This is a genomic window from Legionella saoudiensis, from assembly GCF_001465875.1.
GTDB classification, from domain to species: domain Bacteria; phylum Pseudomonadota; class Gammaproteobacteria; order Legionellales; family Legionellaceae; genus Legionella; species Legionella saoudiensis.
In genome coordinates this window covers 331,824-344,052 of sequence record NZ_LN901322.1, presented here as the reverse complement: position 1 = coordinate 344,052, position 12,229 = coordinate 331,824, and the positions used below count along the sequence as shown (strand labels likewise).

Sequence of the window (12,229 nt, the reverse complement as noted above, 5' to 3'; positions counted from 1 at the left end):
ACAAATTATGAACTTACTTTATTTTATTATTTTGATTGTAATTTTATTGGCATTATTACCAACATGGCCCTACAGCAGCGGATGGGGATATTATCCTAGTGGTGGTGTGGGGTTAATTATTGTTATCTTGCTTATTGTTTTATTAACGCGTGGCGGTCCTGCATAAATCAAATGAGTTTTCAATCCCCTTACGGGATTGAAAACTCATTGTATTAACGACCTGATTTACAGGTGATTTTTGTGCAGTCACGGCAATTTTGTACTGCATAATTAAAGGCATCTTTAGCTGAACGTGCTTGTTGGGACATATTATCATCAGCTTGTTTCTCTGCTGTGCTAGAAGCCCTGCTTGCATTGGTAGAGCAGGTCCAATTTGATCCTGTGGTCTGAGAGTTTTCTGCTGAAAAACCCGCTGCAGCGAAGAGGAAAAGACAAGAAGAGGCTATTAATTTAATCGTTTTCATAAAATTCCTTATTTATAAGTGTCAGTATAAGAAAAAGCAAATTAATAGTAATGTGCATGGTAAGAAAAAAAAATTAGTGTTTTAATGATGGGGTTATGGTTTACCCTAGAGGTTATTTATAAATAAATCCTGCTTTATTATTCCTCCGGTTTCACTTATTAAATAAAAGGAATTATTTAAGTGAGTCTAATTAAAAATTTTTAATGAAGTGGGAAATGTCCAAAAATTAATGGAGATTAAAATGGAAAATCAAAGACAGGAAGGAGCTAATTATTTAAAAAATCAAATGCATGATGTGATTGATCTAAATTTAAAAACCCTACGCAATTTATCCTATTTCAATCCACATGATTTCTTAATGCCTAATAAACCCTATGAGTTTATAGAAAAGAATATGGATGCATTCATTAAAAACGGCTACAGCCTTCTTGAGTATATGGAAAACTTGTATGCTATTACCGAGCGTAATTGGTTAAATAGTTTTTCAGAACTGAAAGAAAAAACAGAAAACATAGAAAGAAAAGTAAAAAGAAATGTTCATCAACAAAATAAATCTCATGAATTAAGTAGTCCAAGGCATTAAAATGACACCATCCATTTGATCTTACACCAAGATCAAATGGATTTACTCCTCTAAGGCTTTCCATAATATTGCTAATGAAATTCCTAATTGTCTATTTATCGTCTTTTTTTAATATTAGACGGCTCACAACATAGATAAAAGGATCGTTTTATGAATGCAAGAAAAAATTTCTTTTCCTTTTTGGTCGTATTATTTTTTATCAACGCCTTTTTCTTTATAAAAACCTCGAATGCTGTTCAGACTAAAAAGGACAGTGAAATTTTAACTATTTTAATCACAGCGGATGAGGGTGAAATTGCAGCAGCTAATGAGGTTTTAAACAAATCACTTTCCCCTCAAGTTAAGAATTATGCGCAAATGTTAAAGAAGGAGCATACTGAAAATTTAAATAAGGCCATGGAATTAAGCAAAAACGAACATATTGGTATTGTTTCTACGGCAATAACTAACTCCTTAAAGCAACATAATAAAAAAGAATTAAGCCAATTATCAACTTTAAAGAATAAGGAATTGGAAAAAGAGTATATTAAAATGATGATCCGAGATCATGAACAAGTACTTCATATGATGGATCACAGTCTACTTAGAAACGTATCTAATCCAGCGTTGGGAAGATTATTGTTGGAAACAAGACCCAAGTTGGAAAAACATTTAAAAGAAGCTAAATTAATTCAAAAAAAACTAACTGATTAATAGGCTAAAGAAAAAAATGTCATCCCAAATGAGTAGGGGATGACGTTTTAATGGCGCCATGAGCTGGAAATAGCAGCATGAACATGCTTTTTTCCCTATCCTACCAATAAATTAAATATTTTTTAGGCAAAATTAGAATTTCGTTTAAATTGGTTCTATATTTAACCATTATGGTTTATTATGGATAAAAATAATATCAAAAGAACTTTTCCATCAGCAGTACGTACTTTAATTAGTATGAGTTCCCACGCTTTGTAAACCAATAGAAGAAATAATCATAAAAAATGGAATAAGTCCTGCTGCAAATCAGGATAAAATGCTGTACAATATGCGACAATTTATTATCCATTAAATTTTATAAGAGTATTATGACTGACTTAAACCTTTATAGAAACATTGGAATCTTCGCCCACGTAGATGCCGGAAAAACCACCACTACCGAACGTATTCTTAAGTTAACTGGTAGAATTCACAGAATGGGTGAGGTTCACGAAGGTGAATCAACAACCGATTTCATGGAACAAGAAGCTGAGCGCGGTATTACTATTCAATCTGCAGCTGTAAGTTGCTTCTGGAAAGGTCATCGCTTCAACGTTATCGATACCCCAGGACACGTGGACTTCACTGTAGAAGTATACCGTTCACTAAAAGTACTCGATGGCGGTATCGGAGTGTTCTGTGGTTCAGGCGGTGTGGAACCTCAATCTGAAACAAACTGGCGTTATGCGAACAATTCCAAAGTATCTCGTTTAATTTTCGTAAACAAGCTCGACCGTATTGGTGCGAACTTCTTGAAAGTGACCGAGCAAATTAAAAAAGTATTGGGTGCAAATCCTTTAATTATGACTTTGCCTATCGGTTTCGAAGACAGCTTCGTAGGTGTTGTTGATTTATTATCTCGTAAAGCATACGTTTGGGATGAAACTGGGCAGCCAGAAAACTACACAATTACAGATGTACCCGCTGATATGCATGATGATGTTGAAATGTATCGTGCACAATTAATTGAAACAGCTCTGGAAATGGATGATGACTTGCTAATGGCCTATTTAGATGGCGAAGAGCCTTCAATAGAAGACATTAAGCGTTGCATCCGTAAAGGTACGCTTGAATTAGCATTCTTCCCAACTTATTGCGGTTCAGCATTCAAAAATAAAGGTATGCAATTATTATTAGACGCAGTAGTTGACTATTTACCAGCTCCTCATGAGGTGAGCCCACAGCCTTTAACTGATGCTGAAGGTGAGCCAAATGGTCAATTCGCAATCGTTTCTCCTGATGAGCCATTCCGTGCCTTAGCATTCAAAATTATGGATGACCGTTTTGGTGCGTTAACCTTCGTACGTATTTACTCAGGAAGACTAAATAAAGGGGATACTATTCTTAACTCCTTTACTGGTAAAACGGAACGTGTTGGCCGTATGGTTGAAATGCAGGCGAATGAGCGTAATGAATTACAAAGCGCTGAAGCCGGCGATATTATTGCAATTGTAGGTATGAAAAACGTTCGTACTGGTCACACACTTTGCGATCCTAACCATGAATGTACGCTTGAAGCGATGGTATTCCCTGAGCCTGTAATTTCTATTGCAGTTTCGCCAAAAGATAAAGGTTCAACTGAGAAAATGGCCATTGCGATTGGTAAAATGGTTGCAGAAGATCCTACTTTTAGAGTGGAAACTGATGAAGATTCAGGCGAAACAATTCTTCGTGGTATGGGTGAATTACACCTCGATATTAAAGTGGATATTCTAAAGCGTACTTATGATGTTGAATTAATCGTAGGTCAGCCACAGGTTGCTTACCGCGAAACAATTACTAAACAAGTTGAAGATAGTTATACGCATAAGAAGCAATCAGGTGGTTCTGGTCAGTACGGTAAAATTGACTATACAATTGCCCCAGGCGAACCAAATTCTGGATTTACATTCGCTTCAACTGTTGTAGGTGGTAACGTTCCTAAAGAATTCTTCCCTGCAATTGAGAAAGGCTTCCGTTCAATGATGGGTACTGGTACGTTAGCGGGTTTCCCTGTATTAGACGTAGTAGTTACTCTTACAGATGGTGCTTATCACCCTGTTGACTCTTCAGCGATTGCGTTCGAAATTGCAGCAAAAGGCGCATTCCGCCAATCGATTCCAAAGGCGGCACCACAATTGCTTGAGCCAGTTATGAAAGTTGACGTTTACAGTACTGAAGATGATGTAGGTAACGTAATTGGTGACTTAAACCGTCGTCGCGGTATGATTTCTGGTCAAGAGCCAAGCGCTGCTGGCGTACGTATTAAAGCTGATGTTCCACTTTCTGAAATGTTTGGGTATATCAGTACCTTACGTACTCTGACTTCAGGACGTGGTCAATTCTCAATGGAATTCTCACACTATGCTCCTTGCCCAAGCAGCGTAGCTGAAGCAGTAATTGCTAAAGAGAAAGAAAAGAAAGCCGCAGCTGCTAAGTAATCCAGTTAGCGACTTTAAAAGCCCTGTCAGTTAAGCTGATGGGGCTTTTTTATTTAAAAAGTCTCTTAAATAACGCAAGCCTTCATTTTTTACTTCCTATCCAGATAGGGGGTCGTTGAGATCAAGTATTATTCATATTGTTTCTTATCAATTTAAAAAGCCAAACACAATCCTATATTAGGAATTCTCCTCATTTTTCTCATAAGTGTAATGAATGGACAAAGCACCATTTTAAACCCATACAGTAAATAGGTTTAATTTAAGGGAGAATCAAGTGAAAAAATTACTCATTTCGGTATGGTTGATATTATTCTGTCAGCAAGCATTTTGTGTACCCAAAAAAATAGTGGTGATACGTCATGCCGATAAAGCAGTTCAAACAAATAGAAGCCAAGCCCTCTCTGCCCAAGGTCTAGTTCGTTCCATTAAATTCGCTTACTATTTTTTAAACAATTTTGGTGAGCCTGATTTCTTTTTCGCAAAAAGTCCTAATGATGAAAAAGGAGGGGAAGTCTCTATTCGAGAATTACAAACAATTGCCCCTTTAGCAAATATCACTGCTCAGTTTCATCCAGAAGAACCTTTCAACAGTCATCCAATTAATCGCAAATTTACTGGAGCAGAATATCAAAAGCTAGCCAATCATATTTTGACGCATGAGAAGTTTAACAATAAGATAATAGTCATTTGTTGGAATCATAAGAATTTACCGGATTTAGCAGTAGCATTGGGCGCGACCTCGAAGCCTGCTGATTGGTCTGATGATAATTTTGATTCAGTGTATGTATTTGAATATGGCCGAAGAGGCAAGCTGTATTCATTTACTATTTTAGACAATCAATATCCTGTTGAAAAAATCACATGGGAGAAACTTCACTCGTATTTACAAATGAGTCAGCGTGATGGCTTACAATTCAATATGATTTGGTCTGCTATCAGTGGTTCAAAATGGGGAGCTATATTTTAGAAAAATATTTAATGATATGAGCTTGGGTACCCTCAGCCATTAATGAAAATCAACTAATTAGAACTCTTTTGTTAAAATTGGTTATGCAGCCAGGTGTTCAACACTTTATATTATCAATAGTTTTTGTTTTAATAAACGAAGAGTTCGCTAGGAGGTAACACTGTGAGTAAATCAATCCATGTTCTTATAGTAGGAAGTGGAATATCAGGTTTAGCCCTAGCTAATTTTCTAGTTCATGGCAATAAAAAAAATAAGATCCGAGTATCCATATTCGAATCACGGCCTAACTGCCTCAAGAAGTTAGGTATCGGTGGAGGAATTGGAATTTGGCCCCCAAGCCAATCTTTATTAAGAAATATACCCGATTACCAAAATTTTATTAATCAGTTTGGTTTCCTTATGCCCTTGCCAAGTTACCGAGACTCCAGTGGAAGAGTTTTGGCGCGCGCATCTAAAGACTTCAATGATCGCTTCCCAGTGCAATGTTTGGAGCGTCATGATTTAATGAATCTGTTAGCCGCAGGGTTATATAATTGTAATGATATTGAAATAATTACCTCCCAAAAAATTTCCCACTATGAACGAACTAAAGAGCAAGTCGTCCTTATCAGTGAAGATAATAAAATATACAAAGGGGATTTACTTATTGCTTGTGATGGAATTCATTCAAAAATAAGAAACGCTCTGATGCGTGAATTAGGACTACCTCCGGTTCTTCCGACTGATCTAGGTTATACCTATTTTCGGGCAAATACTCAAATTCCTGATGGCTCCTCGTGCCATTGGTGGTCTGCTTCATTCGAAACTTGGGGAAGTGGACTCTCGAAAGAAAATGAAACGCATGCGATTCGTTTTGGATATGTTCCATTAAAGCCTCCTTTCGTTTTTTGGTTTATTGCCATAAAAACAAATAAGAATCATAAATTCTTATCTCCTACTATCGGGGTTAAAAGAATAGATGCAGAGACTAAGGCGTTTTTATTAGATTTAATTCACACATGGCAACCTGTTCGCAACGAGATGGGTGACATTGTTGTTGATTATAAAGAACTACTTAATTTAACGGGCGACATAATAAGAACAGATATTGCTAAAATCCAAAGTGTTGACAGGTTCCCATGGACCTCGAAAGATAAACGTATTGTGTTAATGGGGGATGCCGCCCACGCTACAGCACCCAATGTTGCTCAAGGTGCGGGTTTGTGTATAGAAGATGCTGCTTGTTTGGCTTCTAAATTAAACAGGGTTGATTATTTACACGGTATATCGGAATTCGAACAGGAAAGAAAGCCACGGGCTAAAACGGTACAGGATTTTGCTGATTTCATTGCGATGATAGGTCAGGTTAAAAATCCACTCCTTCAAATTATAAGAAATGGTTTAATGCGCTCAGTAGCGCTTACTTTCCCCTCATTACAACAACATATTTTTGACTATTTAGTCTCTTTGAGTTTAGGTGGTTCAAGAAAAAGGCTTTATTGGCAAGCCCCTCCTTTACCAAATACAGAGAATGACAGCTCTTTATTTACAAGAGTTTTTCCTACCATTCACCTGTTAGACAAACACATAAAAAATTTTAAAACTTCCAAAACTGGGGGCAGCGGATTTGGAGTTGTTACTGTTGAAAAACCATCTTTAAGAGCAAAAGTTATCGGATTTTTGGTAGGGCTGCCTAATGAAATGTGTGAGCAACCTTTTTATGCGGAAGTAATTAATTTATCTCCTGATGTTCAACTATGGAAAAGGGTTTTTGGTGCTAAAAAACCGCAACAAAAAACTTACGCCACTACACACTCCTCTTATTGTGGATTTAAAAGGAAAATTTATTTAAGTGAAGGTCTCGGCGGTATTTGGAACCAGGCCTTTCAATTTATTTATACTATAAAATTTCAATTAGATAAATCGCTTAAATATGAGTCTCAGGGGCTAACTTTTTTTAACTTATTTAAAATCCCTTTACCCAAATTTTTATTGCCAAAATCTGTTTGGACCGAAAAACCAACCGAAGAAGGATGGGAATTTAACGGTACTATTTCCATGCCGCTCGTTGGTCCTCTATTGCATTATTATGGCAACTTTCAAATTGAAAAAAGCAATTGCTTCACAAAAAGACGGCTTATTATCGCTGGAGGCTCTGGCATGATTGGAAAAGAGGTTTGTATAGCCTTCATTAAAAAAGGATATGACGTATATTGTTTAAGCCGCTCTGCAACTACACGCATGAATATTGAAGGAGTCAAATTAAGACTAATTAGTGAGGATTGGTCTGATCTCATTAATAAAAATACCATCATATTAAATTTAAGTGGAGCAAATCCAGGCGCGAAAAGATGGAGTTCCGCTGTAAAAGAAAACATCGCCGAATCTCGGTATCAAGTAATTGCAACGATACTAGCGAACATTGAGCGTGCTTGCGAAAAACCTTTAAAATATCTTCAAGCTTCAGCCGCAGGATATTATGGAGATGCTGGAGATGCGGTTTTAACGGAAGAAAGCGAACCCGTTATTGGTAAGGAGCCTGGAACTAAATTTAGAGTAGAAGTTTGCAAAGAAATAGAAAAAAGAGCCAACAAGGCAAATTGCAATGTAGTAAATTTAAGGATTGGGCATGTTTTATCAAGAGAAAGTAGTCTTTGGACTTATTTAAAATTTTTTGGAATGTGTTATGTAGGCAAATTAGGTACAGGAAATCAGTTTGTTCCGTTTGTGCATATTTATGATGTTGTGAAAGCTATAGAGTTTATTGCCCATAATACAGAAATTCGTGACGGTGCAATTAACCTAACGGCACCACATCCTTGTAGAAATAAGGATTTGCTACGAACGTTGCGGTGGGTAAAATGGGGTGCAGGCTTGCCCATTCCAGAAAAGTTTTTAAAACTAATAATTGGTGAGTCATTTGTTGTATTAACCGATTCGGAAAGAGTATATCCACAAAGGTTGCTCCAGCATGGTTTCATCTATGACTTTAATACTTTGCAAGAAGTTTTATATGGATTGCAATAGAAAATGTATTACAGATACGTTATCGATGTAAATGGAGTTCGGCACATGGTGCCACTCAAGCATCGTGGACGGAGTTATAAAAATTCTCTCCTGTTGGGTGAATTTTTTCGACAGAACCATTATTTGTGCTAGTACATTAATAACTCGCGAACTCTATTAACATAACGAGCAAGTTTAGCGTTTTTCACAATAAATTCTTTTAGCGGCGTGTTAATGTCAAAATAGTAAATATTTGCTAAGAAGCTATAACAGCAAGCATCAATACTATGGACTGTTTTACCAAAGATAAAACCTCTGTTCGCTAATAAAGCACAAATTGCGCTCAAGTCATCAATCCCTGACTGATAAATTTCTTCTTTTGAGTAGCGTCCAATGCCCTGGTAGTTATATTTCTCAATGTTATAGCATCTTGCATTATCAAGTATGCTTTCTGGAATATCTTGCAATTGTTTTAAAAATTCATTCTTAAATAAGGGCCAAAATTCTTCATCTTGCCAACGAGAATAAGACATTACCCAGTATAAATGGCCATCCAGCATTCTAGTAATTAAGAAATGAAGGTTTTTTTGTTCACTAGTTAATGTTTTATCTATTGAAATTTCATACTTTTCAATTAAGTAATTAATTATCACATTACTATCAGTAACGGTTTCTTGATCATCAACCAGATAGGGTAATTGGCCGCGAGGGGCACTTTTTGTATCCAAAATATGCTCATGTTGATAGGGGATTTTTGCCAATCGTAAAAAAGTATCTACTTTTAAACCAAAAGGATTATTATCAGGTAAACCGAATAATTGCGGATATGAATATAAAGTGATCATGTAAATTCCTTAAGCATCGCTCCATAAACTAATATTAGCTGATACAGTTAGTGAAAACATACGTATGAAAAACACTTCTGGAGAAACGTTGCAATTTCCCCGGAGCCTACCGTCTACTACAGGTAGCACCATAACAGGAGGCCTTTTGCAAGTTTTCCTGATACCAACAGCAAGTATCAATAATAAAGGGTTACCCTAGGTTGTATTAGTAATTACACCTACTGAAATGATATAAAGCCACCGATGTCCTACACTATGAATAAAGAGGAATACTTAATTTACTGGTCGTTTGTATTTATTCAATCTAGGGTATGTCCTATGAATATTAAAGCTAATTTTTTTGAATCGTTATATCAAAATAATCCCGATCCCTGGCACTTTGCTTCGAGCACCTATGAATTAAACCGTTATAAGCGAATTTGCGAGATCGTCCACCACCAAAAACCGAGTTATGTTTTTGAAGCAGGTTGCTCAATAGGAATTTTAACAGAACAATTAGCTCATTTAGCCGAATTTGTAGAGGCGATTGATATTTCTTCTACTGCTACTCTTGCGGCCCAAATACGCTGTTGTGGATTAAAGAATGTGCGCATTCAATGGGGCTCATTAGGAAATTATTCGATCCCGTCCAAAGCGGATTTAATTATCTTAAGTGAAATTGGGTATTATTTTAGCCGTGAAGAATGGCGCAATATTATTAAAAATATTGCCACAACCTGCACCCCACCGTTCTACCTCTTGGCATCACACTGGTTAGGCACCTCTGAAGACCATATTCTTAGTGGTGATGAAGTGCATTCTATAATTCATTCCTTGGGCATCTTTGAGTTAAAACATAGCGAACGGAATAAGGATTTTCGTTTAGATTATTGGGTTAAAAAATGAAGCTCATGCATTAGTCTGAGCATATTAAATAATTAATTTTAATGAAAAGAAATGGAAAGTTTACAAAATAAAGTACGAAGCCTAATACAAAAAAACAGCCTACTTCCTAATGAGGTGAATTATACGGAGCGCTTATTACATTTATTTGCGGTAGGTCAGATGAACTTATCTTTAGCAAAACTTGCAGAAGCTCATTGGGATGCATTATCCATTTTACATGAAGCCGGCCGTCCAGCCAAAGAAAAAGCCTTATATGCGGTTTGGGCCTCGGAGATTCCTAATAAGCCTCTAATAATAAGCAAGAGTGCAGCTCAATGGACTTTAAATGGTAGCAAAATGTTTTGCAGTGGAGCAGGAATTGCCGACTATGCATTAATTACTGCAGAGGGGTGGCTTATTGAGGTGGATTTAACGTCCCCTTCATTCTGTAAGCAGGTGCAAATAAATAAGGAGACTTGGATTACCTCGGCTTTTAAAGAAACAAACACCGCAACACTCACCTTTACTAATTTTCCTATAACTGAGGAAAATATTATTGAAAAACAAGGATGGTACCTGTACAGAAAAGGATTTTGGCGAGGAGCCCTAGGGCCTGCTGCTTGCTGGGGAGGTGGGGCTGCTGGATTAGTTGATTATGGTTTAGCTAATGCTCGAGAGGATGCACACACTTTAGCCCATCTTGCGGCGATGGAGTCAAATGTTTGGGTTATTTATTCTATTTTAGAGCGTGCCGGGAGAAAAATCACGCAGGATTTATCCTCTTTACAGTTACAACAACTTGCATTAAGAGTGCGTCATGCGATAGAACAACTGTGTACTGATACTTTAAAACGTTTTGCTCGTGCCTATGGACCATTCCCTTTAGCGTGTGATGTTTTAATTTATCAACGTTATCAAGAGTTGGATTTATTCTTACGGCAAAATCATGGTGAGCGAGATTTAGAACTATTAGGAAAAATTTTAAAAAATATGGCAAAAGAATAAGTGAAGAAAAATTATTTAATCTTTATCTTCATTTTCCAATTTGTGGCCATCTAAAAGACGTTCATGACGTTCCTTTTCTTGTTTTGCTATCTGCTTTTCTTTTTTTGTTCTTCCAAATTTAATGCGGTTTTCAGCAGCTTTTTTTTCTTTCTCCAAACGTATTTTCACCTTTCTTTTTTTATTAAGATTAATAATCTCTGCCATAACGCTCTCTAGAATATTTATTGCTTATACTATAGTACTATAGCGCAGCTCGGTATGAATCAAAAAGCACGAACTTAAAAAATTTATAGATTACTATCTGTAGTAAAATATAAATTACTTACAAGAATAAACCTTTTATCGGTTACAATATGAACTTTATACCGCCCATTTGCAGTTTCCTTAATGGATAATTATGAACACAATTGCGAGTACATTAACATCAATTAATTCATTTGAAGAATTGGAAGTATTAAAGCAAGATACTAAACTATTTGAAAATGTTATAAGAAAGATCCTTGCCCAACATAATTTACCTTTTAATGCACTAACGCTTTTTTCTGAAGGAAGCAATATTGTATTTTCCTGTGATAACAAGTTAGTGATTAAATTGTTCCCACCTTTCCATAAAGATCAATTTGCTAGTGAGCGATTAGTTCTTAAAGCTCTTGAGGGAAAGCTCTCAGTTAAGACCCCGGTGCTTAAATTTGAAGGCGAGCTAGCGGGTTGGCCTTATATCATAATGACTCAGTTAGAAGGTACTTTGTTAGAAACCCTATGGCATAATTTAGATCAGAATAATAAATTAGTTATTATGCAGGAACTTGGCTCATTAATTAGAGAGGTTCATTCATTGCCAACGCAGGGTTTAGAGGCGATTGATTGTCATTGGAAACAGTTTATTGAAAATCAAATAATGGGTTGTATTGAGAATCATAAAGTTAAGAATTTATCTAAGTCACTTCTACAGCAGGTCCCGTCTTATATTGATGTCATGAAAGAATCGTTACTTAGTATCGAAGAACCCGTTATTTTAACCGGCGAATACACGCCAATGAACTTTTTAGTAACTAATATTGATGGTATTTGGCATATTGCTGGCTTAATTGATTTTGGCGATGCAATGTTAGGCCATTATAAGTATGATTTACTAGGGCCGGGGGCATTTTTAATTCAAGGTGATACGGAGTTATTAAAAACTTTTTTAAGAGCATACGGCTTTTTGCCTAGCGAATTGAACGAAGAACTTAGTCAACAGTTAACAGCATTAATGCTTCTACATAAGTACAGCAACTTAGATGTTCAAGTAAGGATTGCGGACTGGAAAAATAAAGTTACGTCTTTGAAAGAGTTAGAACGTCTGGTTTGGGGATTTTAACTGC

The 12,229-nt window shown here is 36.4% G+C and carries 12 protein-coding genes; 9 read left to right on the top strand and 3 right to left on the bottom strand.

The window, feature by feature from the left end; all coding sequences use genetic code 11:
• Positions 1-7 precede the first annotated feature (7 nt).
• On the top strand, positions 8-166 hold the full coding sequence (locus BN3124_RS16805; RefSeq protein ID WP_078061494.1) for a DUF3309 family protein: 159 nt from the start codon (positions 8-10) through the stop codon (positions 164-166).
• 46 nt (positions 167-212) lie between these two features.
• On the opposite strand, the gene BN3124_RS05850 is transcribed toward BN3124_RS16805, so the two are convergent.
• Positions 213-464 carry a hypothetical protein gene (locus tag BN3124_RS05850; protein WP_058533858.1) on the bottom strand — a complete coding sequence of 84 codons (252 nt, stop codon included), beginning with the start codon at positions 462-464 and terminating at the stop codon, positions 213-215.
• Between the two features lie 241 nt (positions 465-705).
• On the opposite strand from BN3124_RS05850, the gene BN3124_RS05845 reads away from it, so the two are divergent.
• The 5 genes from BN3124_RS05845 (at position 706) to BN3124_RS05825 (ending at position 8,172) form a co-directional block, all read left to right on the top strand.
• Positions 706-1,047 carry a hypothetical protein gene (locus BN3124_RS05845; protein ID WP_058533857.1) on the top strand — a complete coding sequence of 114 codons (342 nt, stop codon included), beginning with the start codon at positions 706-708 and terminating at the stop codon, positions 1,045-1,047.
• A gap of 150 nt (positions 1,048-1,197) precedes the next feature.
• The gene (locus BN3124_RS05840; protein ID WP_058533856.1) at positions 1,198-1,740 is read left to right on the top strand and encodes a DUF4142 domain-containing protein; all 543 of its coding nucleotides are present in this window, start codon (positions 1,198-1,200) and stop codon (positions 1,738-1,740) included.
• A gap of 368 nt (positions 1,741-2,108) precedes the next feature.
• Positions 2,109-4,199, top strand: coding sequence for an elongation factor G (gene fusA, locus BN3124_RS05835; protein ID WP_058533855.1), 2,091 nt, complete (start codon positions 2,109-2,111; stop codon positions 4,197-4,199).
• A gap of 274 nt (positions 4,200-4,473) precedes the next feature.
• Positions 4,474-5,166, top strand: coding sequence for a hypothetical protein (locus tag BN3124_RS05830; RefSeq protein ID WP_058533854.1), 693 nt, complete (start codon positions 4,474-4,476; stop codon positions 5,164-5,166).
• Between the two features lie 162 nt (positions 5,167-5,328).
• Positions 5,329-8,172 carry a DUF1731 domain-containing protein gene (locus BN3124_RS05825; RefSeq protein ID WP_058533853.1) on the top strand — a complete coding sequence of 948 codons (2,844 nt, stop codon included), beginning with the start codon at positions 5,329-5,331 and terminating at the stop codon, positions 8,170-8,172.
• A 128-nt stretch (positions 8,173-8,300) separates the two neighbouring features.
• On the opposite strand, the gene BN3124_RS05820 is transcribed toward BN3124_RS05825, so the two are convergent.
• A complete protein-coding gene (locus BN3124_RS05820) occupies positions 8,301-8,996 on the bottom strand; it encodes a glutathione S-transferase family protein (RefSeq protein ID WP_058533852.1) in 696 nt (231 codons plus the stop codon).
• Between the two features lie 318 nt (positions 8,997-9,314).
• Between BN3124_RS05820 and BN3124_RS05815 the strand changes: the two genes are divergently transcribed.
• Entirely contained in the window at positions 9,315-9,881 is a 567-nt protein-coding gene (locus tag BN3124_RS05815; protein WP_058533851.1) for an SAM-dependent methyltransferase, read from the top strand.
• A gap of 51 nt (positions 9,882-9,932) precedes the next feature.
• The gene (locus BN3124_RS05810; protein ID WP_058533850.1) at positions 9,933-10,865 is read left to right on the top strand and encodes an acyl-CoA dehydrogenase family protein; all 933 of its coding nucleotides are present in this window, start codon (positions 9,933-9,935) and stop codon (positions 10,863-10,865) included.
• Positions 10,866-10,880: 15 nt separating this feature from the next.
• On the opposite strand, the gene BN3124_RS05805 is transcribed toward BN3124_RS05810, so the two are convergent.
• A complete protein-coding gene (locus BN3124_RS05805) occupies positions 10,881-11,069 on the bottom strand; it encodes a DUF4169 family protein (RefSeq protein ID WP_058533849.1) in 189 nt (62 codons plus the stop codon).
• Between the two features lie 193 nt (positions 11,070-11,262).
• Here BN3124_RS05805 and BN3124_RS05800 point away from each other — a divergent pair, with 193 nt between their 5' ends.
• Positions 11,263-12,225 carry an aminoglycoside phosphotransferase family protein gene (locus BN3124_RS05800; protein ID WP_058533848.1) on the top strand — a complete coding sequence of 321 codons (963 nt, stop codon included), beginning with the start codon at positions 11,263-11,265 and terminating at the stop codon, positions 12,223-12,225.
• Positions 12,226-12,229 lie beyond the last annotated feature (4 nt).

What these genes read in the sequence shown, in the direction of transcription:
- BN3124_RS16805 (WP_078061494.1), top strand. Translation starts at nt 8, where the DNA reads ATGAACTTACTTTATTTTATTATTTTGATTGTAATTTTATTGGCATTA.
- BN3124_RS05850 (WP_058533858.1), bottom strand. Translation starts at nt 464, where the DNA reads ATGAAAACGATTAAATTAATAGCCTCTTCTTGTCTTTTCCTCTTCGCT.
- BN3124_RS05845 (WP_058533857.1), top strand. Translation starts at nt 706, where the DNA reads ATGGAAAATCAAAGACAGGAAGGAGCTAATTATTTAAAAAATCAAATG.
- BN3124_RS05840 (WP_058533856.1), top strand. Translation starts at nt 1,198, where the DNA reads ATGAATGCAAGAAAAAATTTCTTTTCCTTTTTGGTCGTATTATTTTTT.
- fusA (WP_058533855.1), top strand. Translation starts at nt 2,109, where the DNA reads ATGACTGACTTAAACCTTTATAGAAACATTGGAATCTTCGCCCACGTA.
- BN3124_RS05820 (WP_058533852.1), bottom strand. Translation starts at nt 8,996, where the DNA reads ATGATCACTTTATATTCATATCCGCAATTATTCGGTTTACCTGATAAT.
- BN3124_RS05815 (WP_058533851.1), top strand. Translation starts at nt 9,315, where the DNA reads ATGAATATTAAAGCTAATTTTTTTGAATCGTTATATCAAAATAATCCC.
- BN3124_RS05810 (WP_058533850.1), top strand. Translation starts at nt 9,933, where the DNA reads ATGGAAAGTTTACAAAATAAAGTACGAAGCCTAATACAAAAAAACAGC.
- BN3124_RS05805 (WP_058533849.1), bottom strand. Translation starts at nt 11,069, where the DNA reads ATGGCAGAGATTATTAATCTTAATAAAAAAAGAAAGGTGAAAATACGT.
- BN3124_RS05800 (WP_058533848.1), top strand. Translation starts at nt 11,263, where the DNA reads ATGAACACAATTGCGAGTACATTAACATCAATTAATTCATTTGAAGAA.